The organism is Thermus sp. NMX2.A1 (assembly GCF_000511705.1).
In the GTDB taxonomy this organism is placed as follows: domain Bacteria; phylum Deinococcota; class Deinococci; order Deinococcales; family Thermaceae; genus Thermus; species Thermus scotoductus.
This window is the reverse complement of sequence record NZ_ATNI01000061.1, coordinates 1-19,030: the sequence shown is the minus strand read 5'-3', so window position 1 is coordinate 19,030 and position 19,030 is coordinate 1. Positions and strand designations below refer to the sequence as shown.

The window sequence follows — 19,030 nt, the reverse complement described above, 5'->3', positions numbered from 1 at the left end:
GTCTTCAGGAGGGGGACGGTCCAGGGCCCTTTGCAGCCGGGCAAGTTCCTTAAGCTCCCGCTCGAAGCCCTCCCGCTCCTTTAGGCGCAGGCGCACCGCTTCCAGCTCCTGGCGCAGAGATTCCTCTTCGCAGGCCAGGGCCAGGCGCCTTTGCTCCAGGGCTTGGCGCTCTCTCTCTAGGGTTTTTTCCTCCCTGGCCAGGGCCTTAAGCCGCTCCTCGGCCCTCGCCATCTCGGCTTGGGCTTCCTCCATGCGGGCTTCCAGGAGGCTTACCTTGAGGGCCAGGGCCTCGAGGTCCAGGGCCTGGGCCTGCCTGGCCCGCTTTGCTTCCCCCCTAAGCCGTTCTGCCTGGGCCTTAAGCTCCTGGAGTTCCCGCTCGCGCTCTTCCAGAAGGCGGCTTGCCTCTTGCAGCTCCTTCTCCGCCAACCGGGCGGCTTCCGCCACCGGCCTCAGCCCGGCGGCCTCCTCGAGGTGGGCCAGCAGGACTTCCTCGGGGGCTTCCAGGAGGGCGGCCACCTCCCCCTGGCCCACGATGGCGTACCCCCCTCGGCCGAGGCCCGTGCCCGCAAGGTGGAGGGCCAGGGCCTTGGCGCTTAGGGGGCGGCCGTTCACCCGAAAGAGGGAGCGGTCCCCTTCGATGCGCCGTTCCACGGTAAGCCTTTCCCTTCCCCGGGAAAGCTCCAGGCGGACCTCCGCCATGGCCTGGGGCGGGCGGCCCTCGCCCCCATGGAAGAGAAAGGTGCCAAGTTCCTGCCCGCGTAGCTCATGGGCGCGGGCTCCGGTCACGAAGCGCAAGGCCTCCACCAGGTTGCTCTTGCCGGAGCCATTGGGCCCGATGATCCCGGTGATGGGGTCCGGGAAGTCCAAGGCGGTGCGCTCGGCAAAGGACTTGAACCCCTGGAGGACGAGGCGGTCGATGCGCCAGGTATCCCTCATGGCAGGCGGAAAGGCTGGCTTAGATCCAGATGGGCTAGGCCCGGCTTGGGTTCTCCCTCCACCAGGAAGCGCACCTCCTGGGCCTGGGGGAAGGTGGAAAGGAGGGTATAGGCCAGGCTGTAGAGGCGCAGGGCTTCCTGGCTGGCATCCAGACCCAGGGCAAAGTCGGCGGGAAGATCCACCACGAAAAGCTTGCCCAGCCGGTAGAGGGCCCGGGGCTTGGGGGCTTGAAGGGCCTCGGCCCAGGCGGCCAGGACCTTGTTTTCCGGGGTATCCCCGGGGGCCAGCTCGAGGGTGCGGGTTTCCTTCAGGAGGCCCTGGGGCGGGTTGGGTAGGTAGAGGATCACGGGCAGGCTGTTTGCGGCCGAGGTTTCCTCCGAGGGCAAGGGCAGGGCGGATGAAGCCCGCCATCCCTGGCTTTGCCAGTAGACCAAGGCTCCCAAGGTGAAGAGGACGAGGCCAAGGAGGTTCCAGAAGGTCAAGAGTCGGCGCATGGCTACTCCAGATAGGTGCGGATGGCCTGGGCGATGGCCTCCGCCACCTGGTTGCGGGCCTCAGGGGTCTTCAACCGTTCCACTCCCACCTCCAGGACCACCCCCGCACCGGGGATGTCGGTGAGGGCGTAAGGACCCTCCGCCCGGGCCAGCACGATGCCCAGGGCGGAAAAAGCCTTTTCCAGGGCCTCGGCCAGGCGCCGTGGGTCGCCGGCGTAGACCTTTAGCAAGGTGGCTTGCTCTGCCGGGGCCGAGGCCAGAAGGGCTTCGGCGTTTTGGGCTAAGGGGGTGGAGCGGGCCTTGGGCAGGTAGAGGTTCACCGCACTGCCCTGGGTGACATGGAGGGAAACCACCACCGAGGCTGCCTGGGCCAGGCTCAAGCGGGCCTCGAGGGGCACGGTTTCATCCCCTTCCCGGGAGAGCCGGGCGTTGGGCAGGCGGGCGGCCACCCTCCTGGCCAGGTCCAGGGTGAGGTTCTTCTCCAGAAGCCCTCCTGCCGAGATGCCCGGGTCCTTCCCCCCGTGGCCGGGGTCCAGGAGGACCGTGGGCCTGGGTCTGGCTGGGGGGCTCCACTCCAGGATCACCTGGCCTCCTCCGGGGTAGTAAAGCCTAGCGGGTGGGGTTTCCAGGGTGAGGCGAAGTCCCCGGGCTTCCTGGCTGAGGCCCGCTCCTTCTCCCTGGGCCAGGAGGAAGAGGACGCTACTGCCCTCCACCAGGGCGTTCACCTCCCGGGAGAAACGAAGGAGGATCTGGCCCGGCCTCCGCTCCACCCCCAAAAGCCTGGCCCAGGGCAGTTGGAGGAGGATGCCCTCCTGGGCCCGGTATTCCAAGCCCAAGGCCTCGCTTAACGGCCGCAAGGGTACGAAGACCTCCTGCCCCCGTTTCCAGCCGGCCCCCCGGGCGGCGGCCTGGGCCTCGTTTTCCACCAGGGGGAAAACCTTGTAGCGGCTTCCCAGGCCCAGGGCCACCTGGCCTTCCCCTTGCCACAGGGCGAGCCCCAGGCCCCGGGCTATCAGGCGCACCTCCCCGTAGGCCACGCCCCGCCCCCCTGGGTAAAGGGCCTGGCCCACCTCACCCCCCACCAGGAGGGGTCTTGGAGCCTGGGCCAAGGCGGGAAGGAAAACCAGGGCTAGGGCAAAAAACCTCATAGCTCCTCCAGGGCGCGGCGCACGGCCCGCTTCTTGTCGTCTTCCTTTCTCTGATAGGCCTTTTTGCCCCGGGCCAGGCCCAGGAGCACCTTGGCGTAGCCCCTTTCGTTGAAGTAGATCTTAAGGGGTACCAGGGTGAGGCCCTTCTGTTCCAGCCTGCCCCTTAACCGGTTGAGCTCGTGGCGGTGAAGGAGAAGCTTGCGCTTTCTCCTGGGGTCCACGTTGGTGTAGGATCCCTTTTCATAGGGAGCGATGTAAAGGTTTTCCAGGTAAAGCTCGCCGTTTTCAAACTTGGCAAAGCTGCCCGTGAAATCCACCTTACCGGCGCGGAGGGACTTGACCTCGGTTCCCTTCAGGACGATCCCCGCCTCGTAGGTTTCCAGGATCTCGTAGTCGTGCCGTGCCCGGCGGTTCTCCAGCACGGAGGCCATCTTACCAGAGCCGGTAGGCCTCTATCCGGCGGTGGCGGAGGATGGGGTAGCGGGCCCGGTACTCCTCCAGGAAACCCAGGTCCAGGTCCACCACGAGGAGGCCTTCCTCCCACCTCGAGGCCAGAAGGTGCCCATCGGGGGCCACCGCCAGGGACGGGCTTCCCGTGTCCGCCCGGTTGGCGAGGAGGAGGTAAGCCTGGTTCTCCGCCGCCCTCGCCCGGGCCAGGACCGCAAGAAGCTCCTGGTACTCCCCGGGCCAGGCCGAGCCCACCAGAAAAACCTCGGCGCCCATCAGGGCGTAGCTGCGAAAAAGTTCGGGGAAATCCAGGTCATAGCAAAGGGCAAGCCCGAACCTTCGTCCCTGGAACGCCCACATTACGGGGCCTTCCCCAGGCTCAACGCCCTCGTCCCCTTCCTCCCCCAGGGCCAGGAAGGGATGCACCTTGTCGTAGAAGGGACCCTGGGGGAAGACGCCAAGCCGGTTCCTGGGGCCTTGGGCCAGGTAGCCCGCCACCACCCTCATGCGGCTTTCCTCGGCCAGGGCCTCGAGGGCTTGGGGAAGGTCTTCTTCCCCTTGCCTCCCCAGGACCAGCTCGGGGAGGAGGAGGGCCAAGGCTCCCTCCTCCCGGGCCTGGTGCACCAGGGGGACGAGGATCTTTAAAAGCCTAGGTAGGCTTTCCTGCCTTCCAAGGTGGGCCAGGGCCAGCCGCACGCTAGCGCCTTCCCAGGACCTTCCAGGCGGAGGGCAGGACCAAGGCCGCCACCACCGCCTTCACCAGGTCCCCGGGGATGAAGGGGAAAAGCCCCATGGCCAAAAGGGCGCCGGTGCCCGCAAACTTTCCTGCCCCCATGAGCCAGGCGGCAAGCCAGGGAAGCCCCACCAGGTAGAGCAGGGCGTTTCCCGCCAGCATGGCCAAAAGGGTTCCCAGGAAGCTCCGGTCCAGGCCGAACCGCTCCACCAGTAGCCCCACCAAGCCTGCGGCCAGGGGGAAGGCCAGGAGGAAGCCCCCGGTGGGGCCGAGAATCTTGGCCAAGCCTCCTGTACCCCCGGCAAAGACGGGTAGGCCCATGGCTCCTTCCGCCAGGTAGGCCAAGAGGGACAGGAAGCCAAGACGGCTTCCCAACGCTGCTCCCACCAGGAGGATCGCCAGGGTCTGGCCGGTGATGGGCACGGGGGTGAAGGGCAAAGGAATGCTGATCCGGGCGGCCAGGGCCACCAGGAGGCTACCCGCCAGGATCAGGGCCAGGTCCCGGGCCAGGGTGCGGTGGGGCCAGAGGGTTTTAACCAGGGGTGGATAGGGGAGAACCTCGGTTTTCATCTTCCATACCTCCCGGACCACGCGGGGTGGTCGTCAACGAAAATACGCTTTTCGGGTTGACGGGTCAAGGGGGAGGGTTTGCTTAAGGCAAGTGCCGTCAATCACTTATGAGAAAGCCGATATACTGAAGCCATAGCTCTTGACCCCTACGGTAAGGGGGCGAGGAGCCACGTGGGGAGGTAAGCTATGAAGGTAGGCATCAACGGATTCGGCAGAATCGGCCGTCAGGTGTTTCGCATCCTCCACGGGCGAGGGGTGGAGGTAGCCCTCATCAACGACCTTACCGACAACCGGACCCTGGCCCACCTGCTCAAGTACGATTCCATCTACCACCGCTTCCCCGGCGAGGTGGGGTACGATGACGAGAACATTTACGTGGACGGCAAGGCCATCCGGGCCACCGCCATCAAGGATCCCAAGGAGCTTCCTTGGGGAAGCCTGGGTGTGGATGTGGTCATCGAGTCCACGGGGGTGTTCACCGATGCCGACAAGGCCAAGGCCCACCTCGAGGCGGGAGCCAAGAAGGTCATCATCACCGCCCCGGCCAAGGGGGAGGACATCACCATCGTCATGGGGGTGAACCACGAGCAGTACGACCCGGCCAGGCACCACATCATCTCCAACGCCTCCTGCACCACCAACTCCCTGGCCCCGGTGATGAAGGTTTTGGAGGAGGCCTTTGGCGTGGAAAAGGCCCTCATGACCACCGTCCACTCCTACACCAACGACCAGCGGGTCCTGGACCTGCCCCACAAGGACCTTCGCCGGGCGCGGGCGGCGGCCATCAACATCATCCCCACCACCACCGGGGCCGCCAAGGCCACGGCCTTGGTACTTCCTTCCCTGAAGGGCCGTTTCGACGGAAGTGCTTTGAGGGTGCCCACGGCCACGGGGAGCATCTCCGACATCACCGCCCTTCTCAGGCGGGAGGTGACCGCACAAGAGGTGAACGCCGCCCTGAAGGCGGCGGCCGAGGGGCCCTTGAAGGGCATCCTGGCCTACACCGAGGATGAGATCGTCCTTCAGGACATCGTGATGGATCCCCACTCCTCCATCGTGGACGGCAAGCTCACCAAGGCCCTGGGCAACCTGGTGAAGGTCTTTGCCTGGTACGACAACGAGTGGGGCTACTCCAACCGGGTGGCGGATCTGGTGGAGCTGGTGCTGAAGAAGGGGGTTTAGATGCGCACCCTAAAGGACCTGGACCCCCAGGGGAAGCGCATCCTGGTGCGGGTGGACTACAACGTCCCCATCAAGGAGGGCGTGGTGCAGGACGATACCCGCATCCAGGAAAGCCTTCCCACCCTGCGCCACCTCCTCGAGGCCGGAGCTTCCCTGGTCCTCCTCTCCCACCTGGGCCGGCCCAAGGGGGTGGACCCCAAGTACTCCCTGGCCCCGGTGGCGGAGGCCTTGGGCCGGTACCTTTCCGGCGTCCGCTTCGTGCCCCATAGCCCCGGTTCCGACCAGGCGCACCAGGCGGTAGAGGCCCTGGCCCCGGGGGAGGTGGCCCTCCTGGAAAACGTGCGCTTCGAGCCAGGGGAGGAGAAGAACGACCCCGATCTTGCCGCCCGCTACGCCCGGCTGGGGGAGGCCTTTGTCCTGGATGCCTTTGGCAGTGCCCACCGGGCCCACGCCAGCGTGGTGGGGGTGGCGAGGCTTCTCCCTTCCTTTGCCGGGCTCCTCATGGAAAAGGAGGTGAAGGCTCTTTCCCGGCTCCTCCGGGATCCGGAGAAGCCCTATGCGGTGGTCATCGGGGGGGCCAAGGTTTCCGACAAGATCGGGGTCATAGAAAACCTTCTGCCCCGCATAGACCGCCTTCTCATCGGCGGCGCCATGGCCTTCACCTTCATCAAGGCCCTTGGGGGCGAGGTGGGGAAGAGCCTGGTGGAGGAGGACCGCTTGGATCTGGCCAAGGACCTGCTTCGGCGGGCGGAGTCCTTGGGGGTGAGGGTGCACCTGCCCGTGGATGTGGTGGCGGCCGAGCGGATCGAGGCTGGGGTGGAAACCCGCACCTTCCCTGCGGACGCCATACCCGTGCCCTATATGGGCTTGGACATCGGGCCCAAGACCCAGGTGGCCTTCGCCGAGGCCTTGAAGGGGGCGAAAACGGTCTTCTGGAACGGACCCATGGGGGTCTTTGAGGTACCGCCCTTCGACGAGGGTACCCTGGCGGTGGGCCGGGCGGTGGCGGCCTTGGAGGGAGCCTTCACCGTGGTGGGAGGGGGCGACTCCGTGGCGGCGGTGAACCGCCTGGGCCTTAAGGACCGGTTTAGCCACGTGTCCACCGGGGGTGGGGCGAGCCTCGAGTACCTGGAGAAAGGCACCCTCCCGGGGATTGAGGTCCTGGAGTAGGAAGACCTAATCCGGCCCCGCCCCCTGGGGCGGGGTTTTCCTGTAGGATAGCGGCATGCGCAGGGTTTTGGTGGCAGGAAACTGGAAGATGCACAAGGTGCCCTCGGAGGCTAGGGTCTGGCTTGCCGAGCTCAGGAGGCTTCTGCCTCCTTTAGAGTCCGAGGTGGCGGTGCTGCCTGCCTTTCCCATGCTTCCCGTGGCCAGGGAGGTGCTTTCCGGTGCCCAGGTGGCCTACGGGGCCCAGGATGTCTCCCCCCACCGGGAAGGCGCCTATACGGGGGAGGTTTCCGCCCGGATGCTTTCCGATCTCGGGTGCCGCTACACCATCGTGGGGCACTCGGAGAGGCGGCGCTACCACCACGAGACGGATACCCTGGTGGCGGAGAAGGCGAAAAGGCTTTTGGAGGAGGGGGTTACCCCCATCCTTTGCGTGGGGGAACCCTTGGAGGTGAGGGAAAGGGGAGAGGCGGTGCCCTATACCCTGGCCCAGCTAAGGGGAAGCCTCGAGGGCCTGAACCCCCCGGGTCCTGAGGCCTTGGTGATTGCCTACGAGCCGGTCTGGGCCATCGGCACGGGCAGGAACGCCACCCCACAGGACGCCGAGGCCATGCACCAGGCCATCCGGCAGGCCCTGGCCGAGCTTTACGGCGAGGAGTTCGCCAGGAGGGTGCGGATCCTTTACGGGGGGAGCGTGAACCCCAAGAACTTCGCCGACCTCCTCTCCATGCCCAACGTGGACGGGGGGCTCGTGGGCGGGGCGAGCCTGGAGCTTGAAAGCTTCCTCGCCCTCCTCCGGATCGCGGGTTAGGGGAGTACCCGGATGGTCCCCTCCTGCGCCACCACGTGAAGGTGCCGGTCCAAGCTTAGGACCAGGCCCCCGTTCCGCTCGGCTACGGCGACGACCGCGGCGTCGGCAAAGCCCAAGGGCAGGTCCCGGTACCGGGCCACGAGCGCCCTGACCCGGGGCAGGTCTTCTTCCCCGCATTCCAGGGAGAAAGCCCCGGCCTCGAGGTCTTGGAGGAAGGCCTCGAGGGCCCCAAGGCCCAGGCGCCTTTCCGCGAGGTAGGCGATCTCGGCGAGGATGCCCATGGGCACCAGGTAGGGACCTGGATCAGAAAGAAGGAGCGCCTTAACGCGGCCGTGGTCCGGGTCCTTCCGGTTCAGGAGGGCGAAGAGGGCGGAGGTGTCCAGAGTGATCATCGCTCGGACCAGACCCTTTCCAGCCACCCCTCGGAGGCGCGCCCGGAGAGCTCCTCGTCCTCGCCCACGCCTAGGGAACGAAAGGCGGGTCTTTGGCGCTGGGTAAGGTAAGCGGCCAAGGCCTCCCGGATGAGCTCTGCCTGGCTTTTGCCCTCCCGCCGCGCGGCCTCCTTTAGGGCGCGGTGAAGCTCAGGGGGGAGGTAGAGGGTCGTCTTCTCCATGTCTTCACTGTACACCTTATATGGTAGGTGTCGTCAGCGGACCTCGAGGGTCAGAGCCGCAGGGGCGGAAGCTCAGGCCCTCACACGTCTAAAATGGCTCCATGGCCCTGGATTTCCCGGCAAGCCCCCTGGCCCCCGCCCTCCGCCTCCTGGAGGAAGGGCGGGACCGGGAGGCGGAAGCCCTCCTCCAAACTTCCCAAGAAGGCCTCCCGGAGGCCGAGCGCCTGGCCCTTCTAGGCTTCGTAGAGGCCCGTAAGGGGAACCTTCGGGCCTACCGCGCCCTGGCCCTGGAGGCCGCCCGAAGGGCCCAGACCCCCCTCACCCTCTACCACCTGGGCCTGGCCCTCCCTCCAAAGGCGGGGGCCCTGGCCCTGGAGGAGGCCCTCCACCGCTTCCAGGGAGACCCCAAGGCCGAGGCCCGCCTCGCCTTCGCCCTGGCCCGCGCCCTAAGGGGGCTTGGCCGCCTCAGGGAGGCCCTGGGCTACGCCGCTCTTGCCCTTGCCCGGGGCTTTGGCCCCTTCGCCCTCCTGGAGTGGGCCTGGCTCGCCCTCCTCGCCGAGGAGGACCCTCCCCTCCCCGACCTCCTCCGGCAGGTGGAACTCCTGGCCCTGGAGGGGGGCACGGGGCTCTACGCCCGCTTCCTCATGGCCCACCTGCGCTTCCTCCAGGGGGAGGAGGCCTCGGGGAGGGCCTACCTGCGGAAGGCCCTTGGCGAGGCCCCTCTTCCCGCCCTTCCCTACCTCGCCCCCGCCGGGGTGCGCCTCCTGGGGAAGGAGGTCCTCCCCTTCCTCCTGGCGGCGAGGCCCTGGGCCAAGGAGCCCCTCACCCAGGCCCTCCTCGCCTTGGCCGAAGGGCTCTACCGGGAGGACGAGGAAGGGGTGGCCAAGACCCTGCCCCTCCTCCTGGAGGAGGTGGCGGAGGAGGCCATGCGGGGCCTCCTCTTCCTGGGAAGGCCCCACCCCCTCCTGGGGGAGCTCTCCCGGAGGGGGCAGGAGCTCCTCTGGGCCGCAAGCCCCTCGGCCCACTTCCAGGCCCTGGGAGAGCCAAGGCTTGGGGGCAAGCCCCTCCCCCTGCGCCAGGCGGAGCTCCTCGTCCTCCTCCTCGCCCGGAAGGAGGGGTGGAGGGGGGAGGAGCTGGCCCTGGCCCTCTACGGGGAGGCCAACGGGCCCGCCCTCCGCATGGAGGTGCTCCGCCTGAGGCAACGGGGGCTTGCCGTGAAAAGCCGGCCCTACCGCCTGGCCCAGGCCCTACAGGCGGACTTCTTGGAAGTATGGGGGGCCCTGCGTCAAGGAGACCTGAGCGGGGCCCTTGCCCGCTACCGGGGCCCCCTCCTCCCCCAGAGCCAGGCCCCGGGGGTGGAGGCCCTGAGGGCGGAGCTGGAAGAGGCCCTGAGGCGGGCGGTCTTGGCCCAGGGCGAGGTGGAAAGCCTCTTCCTCCTGGCCGAGCGCCTGGGGGAGGACCTGGGGGTCTGGGAGGCCCTCCTGGAGAGGCTACCCTCCCAAGACCCCCGCCTTCCCATCGCCCAGGCCCGGGTGGAAAGGCTCAGGAGGGAGTGGGGCCTCTAAGGTACCCCACCGCAGCTTTGGCCGCGGTGGGGGCCCCAAAAGGTATTCCCACAGCCCCGGCTTGGGCATCCCATGTTGCAAAGCCGAAGTGGCGCTTAGAGCCCAAGCCCCGGGGGCGGGCAGTGGGGGGCGAGGCACTGGGGAAGGACCCCAGAGCCCCCGAGGAGGGCGAGGAGAAGCCACAGGAACTGCATGTTTAAAGGCTACCCAGGCTTACGTAACCTCCGCGTAACGCCCTGGGGTCTTTATGAGAGTCTTCTGAGTTACGCGGGCGTTACCTTCCTCTTGCTACCCTGAGGCTAACCCGTAAGGGGGTGAAGGAGATGCTCAAGGAAGTGCAGGAGGTCAAGGTCGGCGGCCGGACGCGGCGGGTTCACGTGAGGCCCTTCGCCTGGAACCTGCACGCGCCCACCCACATGGAGTGGACCCCGGACGGCAGGCTCCTGGTGGTGGAGCGCACCACGGGCAAGGTGAAGGACGTCACCAAGGGCGGGGACATGGAGGAGGCCAAGCCCTTTGCCTGGGGGCTCCAGGGGCCCTCCAGCATGTGCCCGTTGCCCGACGGCAGGATTATTCTTTCAGAGTTTTGGGGCGAAAGGGTGGTTGACATCACACATGGTGGACCTGCCTCCCAAATGCCAGTCTTTTGCTCTGGCCTGATAAGGCCTTATAGCATCACTTGTGTTAGAAGTAGGAAAGGAAGCCATCGTATCTTCGTAGTCTCGTCAGCTCGGTCTGACTCTCTGGAAGATGTCAGGGGCCTTGTCAGCGAGATTACTACCGGAACGCCAACCCCCGTGATCATAGACATCCCGAGTCGGCGTTCGGTGGGTACCGAAGGGTTTACCCCTCCAGAAACTTGGCCAGAAAACTGGAGCGCCTTTGCAAGTAAGTGCAGTAAAAACTCATGGACAACCTTCCTACCCGATGTAGAGGATACCCTCGTTCTGGCGATTTCGAGCCTAGGACGCGTAGTGGTGTTTCCACTTGAGGAGCAAAACTCTAGGCCCCAGAGTGCCTTAGAGATAGCAGAAAGGCACACGATCGGTTACGATTTGGGTGAGCTCGGAGGTATCATTGGCCATCCCTACAACCACCTGCTGTACGTCACACAACCAATTCAAGGAACTATAATTGCCCTAGATCCGCAGGAATCTAGAAGCTATGCATTTGATCCCCCGGTTGTGAGGGGCTTGCCCTCTCCGACTTGCGTGCGCTTCACCCCAGATGGGGAAAAGATGCTAGTTTGCTCTCCCACAAATGGGGTCGTCTGGGAAGTAACAGGCTTCTCTTCATGACAAGCGTCCTCTAATGCTTGTGGCCCCGCTCCTTGCTCTGGAAGCCTTCCGCCTCTTCGGGGCGGGGTTCTTCTACTTCGCCCACGCCGCCCTCACCGCTCTTGGGGCCTTGAGCCCCCTAGAGGCCAGCCTAGCCCTGGCCTTCCGCCTCCTGGCCGAGCCCCTCTTCGCCCTCTACGGGGGGCATCTGGCCGACCGGTGGCCTAGGGGAAGGCTCCTCCTCCTGGCCGCCTTGGGCCAGGGAGGGCTCACCCTGGCCCTCCTCCCCCTCCTCAGCGCCCCCTCTCCCCTCCCCCTCTACCTCTTGGGCTTCCTCTTCGCCTTCCTGGAGGCCCTGCGGATGGTGGCCGCCGGGGCCCTCCTCGCCGACCTCCTCCCCAAGGAGGCCCTGGCTCGGGCCCGGGGGCAGCTGGGGGCCTTCTATGCCGCTGCCGACGCCCTTTCCGATCTGGCCGCAGGTCTCCTCTTCACCCGAAGCCGCCCCTGGACCGTCGGCCTGGGAAGCGGGCTCCTCTTCCTCGCGGCCGGGCTCTACCGCGCCCTTCCCCTGCCCCCAAGATCCTCGGTGAGACCAGAGGGGGGAAGCCTCTTGGGCTTGCGCTTCCTTTGGGAAAGCCCCTCCCTCCGTCCTCTCCTGCTCCAGGAGGCCCTCCTGGGCCTGGCCTACGCCTTCTTCGCCGGCCTCCTGCCCTTTGTGGTTCTGCGGAGCCTGGGGGAGGTCTCCTGGATCCTGGGCCTCCTGGGCGCAGTCCAGAGCCTCGGGGGGGCCTTGGGAGGGCTCTTGGTAGGGGCGGTCCTGGGGCGGTTAGGAGAAGGAGGTACCCTGAGGCTCGCCCTGGGCCTCGCGGGGCTAGGCCTCCTGGGGACCGCCCTGCTTCCCCCCTGGCCCCTCCTCGCGGGTTTGACCTTTCTCCTGGGGGCTGGGGGCGCCCTCTTCGGCGCGGTGGCCGGGGCGGTGCGCCTGAGCCAGGCCCCCCCGGAGCTTCGGGGCCGGGTGGCGGGAGGCTTTCTCTTCCTGAGCGGAGCCCTGGCCCCCTTAGGCCCCCTCTTAGGCGGGGCCCTGGCGGGGGTGGCCCTCCCCCTTCCCTTCCTCCTGGCCGGAGGGCTCCTCCTCGCCCTCGCCCCCTGGGCGGGAAGGGGGTGGCGGTGAAGGCAGGCTAGTACGGACACTTAAAGCCCCGGCCCCGGGGGCGGGCAGTGGGGGGCGAGGCATTGGGGAAGGACCCCAGAGCCCCCGAGGAGGGCGAGGAGAAGCCACAGGAACTGCATGTTTAAAGGCTACCCAGGCTTACGTAACCTCCGCGTAACGCCCTGGGGTCTTTATGAGAGTCTTCTGAGTTACGCGAGCGTTACCTTCCCCTTGCTACCTTAAGGCCAGCCTGAGGATGGCCGAGAGGGGTGAAAGGGCATGCAAGACGGGATGTTGCAGCTACTCGTGGTGAACCTCCATGAACCCGCCCAGGCACCAGCCCGGGGAGGGGCAGCCTATAAGCCGAGCCGCTTCAACCACTTCCACACCCTGCTCACGGGCGAGAAGCTCGCCTTCAACTCCCTCTCCGGTGGCCTGGCCGTCTTGGATTCAGAAGGATGGGCGCGCTACACGGCCCTGGTCAAGGGGGAGCCCTTGGACCCCAAGAACCCTGTAGACCAGGGGCTCGTGGAAGGCCGCTTCGTCGTTCCCGAGAACTTTGACGAGCTGGCCTACCTTAAGACCCTCCACCTGCGGCAGCGCTACACCACGGAGGCCTGGAGCCTAACGATCTGTCCCACCATAGACTGCAACTTCGGCTGCGACTACTGCTTCCAGCGGCACCGGGTGAGCCGCATGACCGAAGCGGTTCAGGCCAAGCTCCTGGAGGTCTTCGCTCAAAAAGCCCCCCGCCTCAGCAAGTTCTTCGTCACCTGGTTTGGCGGTGAGCCCACCCTGGCCTGGGATGTCGTCCAGAGGCTATCCCAGGGGTTCTTGGAGGTAGCCGAGAGGAACCGCGTGGAGTACAGCGCGAGCCTCACTACCAGGTGCCAAGAAACTTCCTGCTGCCATCCACATCTTTAGCGAGGTCTGCATGCTCTGGCCGCTTTGGAGCGAGTTCCTGCTCTCTTGGGCCCGAACCCGGCGTTACTGGTTCAACACGCTGGCAAACCTGGGGGGGAGCCTCCTCTACTTCTACGCAATCCTTTTGGGCTTTAGCCGGCTTACCCCCGAGGAGGCCCGCTTCTTGGACCCAGGCCCCCTGCTTCTGGTCTTCACGGCCTTCAACCTCACCTTGTTCACCTTCCAGTCCATCGCCTACACGGTCCAGGGCGAGGCGCAACTGGGGACCCTGGAACACATGGCCCTGGCCCGGGGAGGCCTCCTGCGCCAGCTCCTCCTTCGGGCCCTGGTGCAAAGCCTATTCGGGGTTCTCTGGAGCCTTTTGGTCCTCCTACCCTTGGCCTTGGCCTTCGGCGTGACCCTAGGCCCCCTGGCCCGCTGGCCTTTGGGGTTCTTGCCCCTTTTCCTGGCCGCCTTGGGCTTCGGCCTCCTCATGGGGGCCACTGCCTTGTACTTCAAGCAGGTGGACGAGTTTTTCACCATCGTCCAGTTCCTCTTCCTGCCCTACTTCTTTTATCTGGTCCGGTTTGAGCCCTGGATGGCCCACCTGCCCTTCGCCCCCGGGGTGCACCTCCTGCGGCTTAGCCTCTCAGGGGCGGAGGCGCCTTGGGGCCTGTTGGGCCTGGCCCTCTTTCAAGGGCTCCTCCTCTTCGCCCTGGGGCTTTGGGCCATGGCCTACATGTACCGCCTGGTGCGCAGGCGGGGTATATTGGGGAGGTTCTAGGAGGTGTGATGCTCTGCTGGCAACTCTGGAGCGAGTTTCTCCTGGAGTGGAACCTGACCAGGCGCTACTGGTTTGACACCCTGGCGGGGCTTTTGGCCTCCATCCTCTTCTTCTACTCCATGGTCCTCGGCCTGGAGAACCTGACCCCCGAGGGGCTGGCGAGCCTAGGTCTGGACCTGGGCCCCCTCCTCCTGGTCTTCGCCGCCTTCAACCTGGTGGTGGGCACCTTTCAGTCCATCGCCTATTCCGTCCAGTCCGAGGCCGCCTTAGGCACCCTGGAGCATCTGGGCCTGGCCCGGGGAGGGCTTCTCCGACAGCTCCTCCTGCGCGCCCTCGTACGGGGACTTCAGGGCATCACCACAAGCGCTCTTGTCCTCCTTCCCCTCGCCCTTCTCCTCGGGGTGCGGCTCGCCCCCGCCCCCTGGTGGCCTTTGAGCCTTTTGCTTCTCTACCTCGCCGCCCTAGGCTTCGCTCTGGGCATGGGGGCCCTCGCCCTTCACTTCAAGCGGGTGGAGGGCTTCTTCACCATCGTCCAGTTCCTTTTCCTGCCCTACTTCTTCTCCCTGGTTCGCTTCGCTCCCTGGATGACCCCCCTCCCCTTTGCCCCAGGGACGCAGCTCCTGAAGCTCGCCCTCACCGGGGAGGGGGCGTTCCCCGGGCTTCTCCTCCTCGCCTTCGTGCAGGCCCTCCTCTTTCTCGGGGCGGGGCTTTTCGCCATGGCCTGGGTCTACGCGGCGGTGCGGCGGAGGGGCCTATTAGGGAGGTACTGATGCGGCTTTTGGTGCAGAACGTCCACAAGCGCTTCGGCAAGCTGGAGGCCCTCAAGGGGGTGAGCCTGGAGCTTGGGGCCGGGGAGATCCTGGGCCTTTTGGGCCCCAACGGGGCGGGCAAGACCACCCTCATCAAGGTCGTCCTCGGCCTCCTCCTCCCCGACGCGGGAGAGGTGGTCCTGGAAGAGGGCGGGGCGCGGCGCAGGCCCCAGGGCCACGAGTTCGGCGTCCTCCTGGAGGGAAGCCGCAACCTCTACGTCAACCTGAGCCTCCTGGTGAACGCCCTCTACTTCGGGGGCATCCGGGGGCTTCCCCCAAAGGAAGTCCGCCCCCGGTTTGAGGCCTGGCTGGAGCGCTTCGGCCTAAAGGACCGCCTCCACGCCCCCCTCGCCTCCCTCTCCCGGGGCATGCAGCAGAAGGCGGCCTTGGCCCTGGCCCTGGCCCTCAAGCCCCGCTTCCTCCTCCTGGACGAGCCTACCCTGGGCCTGGACCCCGTGAGCCGGAGGGAGTTTGAGGGGATCCTCCTGGAGCTTAAGAAGGAGGGCTGGGGTATCCTCCTCACCTCCCACGACCTCGAGGTGGTGGAGCGGGTGAGCGACCGGGTGGCCTTCCTCCACCGGGGGGAGGTGCGGCGGCAGGGCCCCACCCGGGCCCTCCTCCGGGACTGGGCCGGGGAGGGGTACCGGGTGCGCCTCGCCGAGCCCAAGGCGGAGGCCCTCCTCAAGGCCCTGGGCCCCGGCTGGAGTGCGGAAGGCCCCGAGGTCCTCTTCTTCCTGGGGCCGTGGGAGGCGCTGCGGGAGGTCTTGGGAACCCTCCCCGTGGAAGTGTTGGAGGTCTCCCGGGGGACGCCGAGCCTCGAGGCCCTCTTCCTCCACCTCTTCGGGGAGGCCCGCCCTTCCCCCAGCGCATAACTTTGCGCTACCCTATCCCCATGCGCCTCCACCCCCGCACCGAGGCGGCCAAGGAGAGCATCTTCCCCAGGATGAGCCAGCTCGCCCAGCGCCTTGGGGCGGTAAACCTGGGCCAGGGCTTTCCCTCCAACCCTCCTCCGGCCTTTCTCCTCGAGGCGGTGCGGCGGGCCCTGGGCCGCTACGACCAGTACGCTCCCCCCGCCGGGTTTCCCCCCTTGCGGGAGGCCCTAGCCGAGGAGTTCGGGGTGGAGCCGGAGGCGGTGGTGGTGACCTCAGGGGCCACGGAGGCCCTCTATGTCCTCCTCCAGAGCTTGGTGGGGCCGGGGGAGGAGGTGGTGGTCCTGGAGCCCTTCTTTGACGTGTACCTGCCCGACGCTTTCCTGGCCGGGGCCGGGGTGCGGCTGGTGCGCCTTGGGCTTACCCAGGAGGGCTTCCGCCTGGACCTAAAGGCCCTGGAAGAGGCCATCACCCCGCGCACCCGGGCCCTCCTCCTCAACGCCCCCATGAACCCCACGGGCCTGGTGTTCGGCGAGGAGGAGCTAAGGGCCCTGGCAACCTTGGCCCAAAGGCACGACCTCTTCCTGGTTTCCGACGAGGTGTACGACGAGCTTTACTTTGGGCAGAGGCCAAGACGCCTGAGGGAGTTCGCTCCCGAGCGCACCTTTACCGTGGGGAGTGCGGGGAAGCGCCTCGAGGCCACGGGTTACCGGGTGGGCTGGATCGTGGGGCCCCAGGAGTTCATGCCCGCCCTGGCGGGGATGCGCCAGTGGACCAGCTTCTCCGCTCCAAGCCCCCTGCAGGCGGGGGTGGCGGAGGCCTTGAGGCTGGCCCGGAAAGAGGGGTTTTACGAGGCCTTGCGGGAAGGCTACCGGAAGAGGCGGGACCTGCTCCTTTCCGGGCTCAGGTCCATGGGCCTCAAGGCTTACGAGCCTGAGGGTACCTACTTCCTCATGGCCGAGCTTCCCGGCTTTGATGCCTTCCAGCTGGTGGAAGCAGCCAGGGTGGCCTTGATTCCCGCCAGCGCCTTCTACCGGGAAGACCCTCCTCCTGGGCTTTTCCGCTTTGCCTTCTGCAAGAGCGAGGAGGAGATCTCCCTGGCCCTGGACCGCCTGGCCGCCGTGGTAAACTCCCCTGCGTGAAACCCAAGGTAGTCCAGTACCTGGATAGAGGAGAGCTTCCCCTTAAGGAGGGGGAAGCCCTTGCCCTCTACCGGGCCATGCGCCGGGCCCGGTTTTTCGACGAGAAGGCCCTCCTTCTTCAGCGCCAGGGGCGGCTTGGGGTCTATGCCCCCTTTATGGGCCAGGAGGCGGCCCAGGTGGGGGTGGCCCTGGCCTTGGGGGAGAGGGACTGGGTGGTGCCCAGCTACCGGGAGTCCGCCCTGCTCCTGGCCCGGGGGCTTCCCATCCACGTCCTGATCCTTTACTGGCGGGCCCACCCCGCAGGCTGGCGCTTTCCCGAGGAGGTACGGGCGGTGAATCCCTATATCCCCATCGCCACCCAGATTCCCCAGGCGGTGGGTCTGGCCCTGGCGGGCCGGTACCGGGGGGAGGACTGGGTAGTGGCCACCTCCATCGGGGATGGCGGGACCAGCGAAGGGGATTTCCACGAGGGGCTTAACTTTGCCGCGGTTTTTGATGCCCCGGTCCTCTTCCTGGTGCAGAACAACGGCTACGCCATCAGCGTGCCCCGGAGCCGGCAAATGCGGGTGGACTTCATCGCCAGGAGGGCGGAGGGGTATGGGATTCCCGGGGTGGTGGTGGACGGCAACGACGCCGTGGCCGTTTACCTGGAGGCCAGGAAGGCGGTGGAACGGGCACGGAAGGGGGAGGGCCCCACCCTCCTCGAGGCCCTCACCTACCGCCTGGCCCCCCACACCACCTCCGACGACCCGAGCCGCTACCGCACGCGGGAGGAGGAGGAAGCCTGGCGCTCCAAGGATCCCATCCTGCGCCTCCGCAAGGCCCTGGAGGCGGCGGGGCTTTGGGATGGGGATGCGGAGGAGGTTCTTTTGAGGGAGCTGGAGGAGGAGTTTGCTCGGGAGCTGGCCTTGGCCGACCAGGCTCCCGAGCCCAGCCCTGAGAGGATTGTGGAGCACGTCTACAAGGAAATGGGTCCTGACCAGAAGCGGGCCTGGGAGGCCTTGAGGCAAGGGAAGCACGTGGAGGAGCTATGGTAGCGGAAAAGGCCAGGGTGCTGAACCTGGTCCAGGCCATCAACGAGGCCCTGGACCTGGCCTTGGCTCGGGACGAGCGGGTTTTGGTCTTCGGGGAGGACGTGGGACGGCTTGGGGGGGTGTTCCGGGTTACGGAGGGCCTCCAGGCCAAATACGGCGAGGGCCGGGTGTTCGATACCCCCCTGGCGGAAAGCGGCATCCTGGGCCTGGCCATTGGCCTCGCCATGGGAGGGATGCGACCTGTGGCGGAGATCCAGTTCGCTGGTTTTCTCTACCCAGCCCTGGACCAGATCCTTTCCCACCTGGGCCGCTGGCGCCATCGTTCCCGGGGGCGGGTGGGTCTCCCTGTGGTGGTGCGGGCTCCTTATGGGGGAGGGGTGCACACTCCCGAACAGCATGCGGACTCCCCTGAAGCCCTTCTGGCGCATGCCCCTGGGGTTAAGGTGGTGATTCCCTCGAGCCCTGAAAGGGCCAAAGGCCTCCTCCTCGCCGCCATAGAGGACGAGGACCCCGTCTTCTTCCTGGAGGCCATCAAGCTTTACCGGGGAGCCCGGGCCGCGGTGCCTGAGGGCTACTATACCCTCCCCTTGGGCAGGGCCCGGGTGGTGCGGGAAGGGAAGCATGCCACCCTGATCGGCTACGGGGGCATGGTGGAGGTGATGCTGGAGGCGGCGGAAGTAGCGGCTCGGGAGGGTGTGGAGGTCATGGTGGTGGACCTGGAAACCCTGGTCCCTTTGGACGAGGACACCCTTCTGGAAGCCGTTCGGGAAACCGGCCGGGCGGTGGTGGTCTACGAGGCCATGCGCACCGGAGGATTTGGGGCCGAGATCGCCGCCCGGATCGCCGAGGGGGCTATCGACCACCTCCAGGCTCCTGTGGTGCGGGTGGCGGGTTACGATGCCCCCTATCCTCCCTTCAGCGCCATCGAGCACCACTATCGCCCCAACGCTCGCCGGGTGCTGGCGGCCTTAAGGCGGGTGCTCACCTACTAGGGCGGTCCAGTTCAAGAGGCTTGGGCGCGGCTGGGGAGTCGACGAGCCAGGGGGGTAGTGCCCTTATTCGAGGGGAAACCGCGTGTCCTTTGGGGTGCACGCTCCACCCTTACATCCTATGTCTGGGATAAGTGTTCGGTTTTCCGCAAGCCAGCGGTACACCTTAGGCCCGAGGCCGGTTAACTTGAGGAGGGCAAGCGCAGGCAGGAAAGGCCAGAGGGGAGGAAGGAATTTGGCCAGCAAGACGAGGGCGTCGAAGCCTCGGGCAACCTCATGTTTCTCCCCTGCTTGCCATACCACGTGGATTTCTCGATCTAGGGCTTGGGATGTGAGGCCGAAGCCTTCGAAGCCTGAGTCTTTGCGGTACGAGGTAACCTGGCAGAGGCCAAGAAGGTCCAGGCGGA

At 66.5% G+C, this 19,030-nt stretch carries 22 protein-coding genes; 13 read left to right on the top strand and 9 right to left on the bottom strand.

All coding sequences use genetic code 11. From position 1 onward, the window contains the following. From TNMX_RS06600 to TNMX_RS06575, 6 genes are all read right to left on the bottom strand, one after another. A partial coding sequence (locus tag TNMX_RS06600; protein ID WP_038030620.1) for an AAA family ATPase occupies positions 1-936 on the bottom strand: 936 nt, incomplete at its 3' end. Next, positions 933-1,430, bottom strand: a complete 498-nt coding sequence (locus TNMX_RS06595; protein ID WP_038030618.1) for a GerMN domain-containing protein — start codon at positions 1,428-1,430, stop codon at positions 933-935. The genes TNMX_RS06595 and TNMX_RS06600, both read right to left, overlap by 4 nt. 2 nt (positions 1,431-1,432) lie before the next feature. Continuing rightward, positions 1,433-2,578, bottom strand: coding sequence for an N-acetylmuramoyl-L-alanine amidase (locus tag TNMX_RS06590; protein WP_038030616.1), 1,146 nt, complete (start codon positions 2,576-2,578; stop codon positions 1,433-1,435). Further along, positions 2,575-3,009, bottom strand: coding sequence for an SsrA-binding protein SmpB (gene smpB / locus TNMX_RS06585; protein ID WP_038030614.1), 435 nt, complete (start codon positions 3,007-3,009; stop codon positions 2,575-2,577). The genes TNMX_RS06590 and smpB overlap by 4 nt, the downstream gene beginning before the upstream one ends. A gap of 1 nt (position 3,010) precedes the next feature. Then, positions 3,011-3,721 (bottom strand): carbon-nitrogen hydrolase family protein, encoded by a 711-nt coding sequence (locus TNMX_RS06580; protein WP_038030612.1) that lies wholly within the window; start codon positions 3,719-3,721, stop codon positions 3,011-3,013. A 1-nt stretch (position 3,722) separates the two neighbouring features. Further along, positions 3,723-4,328, bottom strand: a complete 606-nt coding sequence (locus TNMX_RS06575; protein ID WP_019550159.1) for a biotin transporter BioY — start codon at positions 4,326-4,328, stop codon at positions 3,723-3,725. Positions 4,329-4,514: 186 nt separating this feature from the next. On the opposite strand from TNMX_RS06575, the gene gap reads away from it, so the two are divergent. From gap to tpiA, 3 genes are read left to right on the top strand one after another with little or no spacing between them, the layout of a single operon-like run. Next, complete coding sequence (gene gap / locus TNMX_RS06570; RefSeq protein ID WP_038030610.1) at positions 4,515-5,510, top strand: type I glyceraldehyde-3-phosphate dehydrogenase; 996 nt, start codon at positions 4,515-4,517, stop codon at positions 5,508-5,510. Beyond that, the gene (pgk, locus tag TNMX_RS06565; RefSeq protein WP_038030608.1) at positions 5,511-6,680 is read left to right on the top strand and encodes a phosphoglycerate kinase; all 1,170 of its coding nucleotides are present in this window, start codon (positions 5,511-5,513) and stop codon (positions 6,678-6,680) included. It begins immediately after the preceding gene. 55 nt (positions 6,681-6,735) lie between these two features. Next, positions 6,736-7,488 carry a triose-phosphate isomerase gene (tpiA, locus tag TNMX_RS06560; RefSeq protein WP_038030606.1) on the top strand — a complete coding sequence of 251 codons (753 nt, stop codon included), beginning with the start codon at positions 6,736-6,738 and terminating at the stop codon, positions 7,486-7,488. On the opposite strand, the gene TNMX_RS06555 is transcribed toward tpiA, so the two are convergent. Together TNMX_RS06555 and TNMX_RS06550 are read right to left on the bottom strand one after the other, a co-directional pair. Then, on the bottom strand, positions 7,485-7,880 hold the full coding sequence (locus tag TNMX_RS06555) for a type II toxin-antitoxin system VapC family toxin (RefSeq protein WP_008632333.1): 396 nt from the start codon (positions 7,878-7,880) through the stop codon (positions 7,485-7,487). The genes tpiA and TNMX_RS06555 overlap by 4 nt on opposite strands. Continuing rightward, entirely contained in the window at positions 7,877-8,101 is a 225-nt protein-coding gene (locus TNMX_RS06550; protein WP_008632330.1) for a CopG family transcriptional regulator, read from the bottom strand. Before TNMX_RS06550 ends, TNMX_RS06555 begins: the two co-directional genes overlap by 4 nt. A gap of 101 nt (positions 8,102-8,202) precedes the next feature. On the opposite strand from TNMX_RS06550, the gene TNMX_RS06545 reads away from it, so the two are divergent. The 10 genes from TNMX_RS06545 (at position 8,203) to TNMX_RS06500 (ending at position 18,626) form a co-directional block, all read left to right on the top strand. Then, positions 8,203-9,666, top strand: a complete 1,464-nt coding sequence (locus TNMX_RS06545; protein ID WP_015717249.1) for a hypothetical protein — start codon at positions 8,203-8,205, stop codon at positions 9,664-9,666. Positions 9,667-9,989: 323 nt separating this feature from the next. Beyond that, a complete protein-coding gene (locus TNMX_RS12615) occupies positions 9,990-10,964 on the top strand; it encodes a hypothetical protein (protein ID WP_081454917.1) in 975 nt (324 codons plus the stop codon). A 13-nt stretch (positions 10,965-10,977) separates the two neighbouring features. Continuing rightward, positions 10,978-12,114, top strand: coding sequence for an MFS transporter (locus tag TNMX_RS06535; protein WP_015717247.1), 1,137 nt, complete (start codon positions 10,978-10,980; stop codon positions 12,112-12,114). Between the two features lie 270 nt (positions 12,115-12,384). Then, positions 12,385-13,017, top strand: a complete 633-nt coding sequence (locus TNMX_RS06530; protein ID WP_253269378.1) for a radical SAM protein — start codon at positions 12,385-12,387, stop codon at positions 13,015-13,017. A 10-nt stretch (positions 13,018-13,027) separates the two neighbouring features. Next, on the top strand, positions 13,028-13,780 hold the full coding sequence (locus TNMX_RS06525) for an ABC transporter (RefSeq protein ID WP_015717245.1): 753 nt from the start codon (positions 13,028-13,030) through the stop codon (positions 13,778-13,780). 8 nt (positions 13,781-13,788) lie between these two features. Then, complete coding sequence (locus TNMX_RS06520) at positions 13,789-14,550, top strand: hypothetical protein (RefSeq protein ID WP_015717244.1); 762 nt, start codon at positions 13,789-13,791, stop codon at positions 14,548-14,550. Further along, a complete protein-coding gene (locus TNMX_RS06515; protein WP_015717243.1) occupies positions 14,550-15,461 on the top strand; it encodes an ABC transporter ATP-binding protein in 912 nt (303 codons plus the stop codon). Before TNMX_RS06520 ends, TNMX_RS06515 begins: the two co-directional genes overlap by 1 nt. A 20-nt stretch (positions 15,462-15,481) precedes the next feature. Beyond that, on the top strand, positions 15,482-16,600 hold the full coding sequence (locus TNMX_RS06510) for a pyridoxal phosphate-dependent aminotransferase (RefSeq protein WP_038030624.1): 1,119 nt from the start codon (positions 15,482-15,484) through the stop codon (positions 16,598-16,600). Then, positions 16,597-17,637, top strand: coding sequence for a pyruvate dehydrogenase (acetyl-transferring) E1 component subunit alpha (gene pdhA / locus TNMX_RS06505; protein WP_038030601.1), 1,041 nt, complete (start codon positions 16,597-16,599; stop codon positions 17,635-17,637). The genes TNMX_RS06510 and pdhA overlap by 4 nt, the downstream gene beginning before the upstream one ends. Further along, a complete protein-coding gene (locus TNMX_RS06500) occupies positions 17,631-18,626 on the top strand; it encodes an alpha-ketoacid dehydrogenase subunit beta (RefSeq protein ID WP_038030600.1) in 996 nt (331 codons plus the stop codon). The genes pdhA and TNMX_RS06500 overlap by 7 nt, the downstream gene beginning before the upstream one ends. 63 nt (positions 18,627-18,689) lie before the next feature. Here TNMX_RS06500 and TNMX_RS12400 read toward each other — a convergent pair. Then, on the bottom strand, positions 18,690-19,030 hold a 341-nt coding region (locus TNMX_RS12400; RefSeq protein WP_052037962.1), incomplete at its 5' end, for a DCC1-like thiol-disulfide oxidoreductase family protein.

Excerpts from the sequence above, each read along its gene's own strand:
- TNMX_RS06515 (WP_015717243.1), top strand. The coding sequence starts at position 14,550 with ATGCGGCTTTTGGTGCAGAACGTCCACAAGCGCTTCGGCAAGCTGGAG.
- gap (WP_038030610.1), top strand. The coding sequence starts at position 4,515 with ATGAAGGTAGGCATCAACGGATTCGGCAGAATCGGCCGTCAGGTGTTT.
- TNMX_RS06530 (WP_253269378.1), top strand. The coding sequence starts at position 12,385 with ATGTTGCAGCTACTCGTGGTGAACCTCCATGAACCCGCCCAGGCACCA.
- TNMX_RS06550 (WP_008632330.1), bottom strand. The coding sequence starts at position 8,101 with ATGGAGAAGACGACCCTCTACCTCCCCCCTGAGCTTCACCGCGCCCTA.
- TNMX_RS06535 (WP_015717247.1), top strand. The coding sequence starts at position 10,978 with ATGCTTGTGGCCCCGCTCCTTGCTCTGGAAGCCTTCCGCCTCTTCGGG.
- TNMX_RS06595 (WP_038030618.1), bottom strand. The coding sequence starts at position 1,430 with ATGCGCCGACTCTTGACCTTCTGGAACCTCCTTGGCCTCGTCCTCTTC.
- pgk (WP_038030608.1), top strand. The coding sequence starts at position 5,511 with ATGCGCACCCTAAAGGACCTGGACCCCCAGGGGAAGCGCATCCTGGTG.
- TNMX_RS06500 (WP_038030600.1), top strand. The coding sequence starts at position 17,631 with ATGGTAGCGGAAAAGGCCAGGGTGCTGAACCTGGTCCAGGCCATCAAC.
- TNMX_RS06520 (WP_015717244.1), top strand. The coding sequence starts at position 13,789 with ATGCTCTGCTGGCAACTCTGGAGCGAGTTTCTCCTGGAGTGGAACCTG.
- TNMX_RS12615 (WP_081454917.1), top strand. The coding sequence starts at position 9,990 with ATGCTCAAGGAAGTGCAGGAGGTCAAGGTCGGCGGCCGGACGCGGCGG.
- TNMX_RS06555 (WP_008632333.1), bottom strand. The coding sequence starts at position 7,880 with ATGATCACTCTGGACACCTCCGCCCTCTTCGCCCTCCTGAACCGGAAG.
- tpiA (WP_038030606.1), top strand. The coding sequence starts at position 6,736 with ATGCGCAGGGTTTTGGTGGCAGGAAACTGGAAGATGCACAAGGTGCCC.
- TNMX_RS06575 (WP_019550159.1), bottom strand. The coding sequence starts at position 4,328 with ATGAAAACCGAGGTTCTCCCCTATCCACCCCTGGTTAAAACCCTCTGG.
- TNMX_RS06590 (WP_038030616.1), bottom strand. The coding sequence starts at position 2,578 with ATGAGGTTTTTTGCCCTAGCCCTGGTTTTCCTTCCCGCCTTGGCCCAG.
- TNMX_RS06510 (WP_038030624.1), top strand. The coding sequence starts at position 15,482 with ATGCGCCTCCACCCCCGCACCGAGGCGGCCAAGGAGAGCATCTTCCCC.
- TNMX_RS06525 (WP_015717245.1), top strand. The coding sequence starts at position 13,028 with ATGCTCTGGCCGCTTTGGAGCGAGTTCCTGCTCTCTTGGGCCCGAACC.
- TNMX_RS06545 (WP_015717249.1), top strand. The coding sequence starts at position 8,203 with ATGGCCCTGGATTTCCCGGCAAGCCCCCTGGCCCCCGCCCTCCGCCTC.
- smpB (WP_038030614.1), bottom strand. The coding sequence starts at position 3,009 with ATGGCCTCCGTGCTGGAGAACCGCCGGGCACGGCACGACTACGAGATC.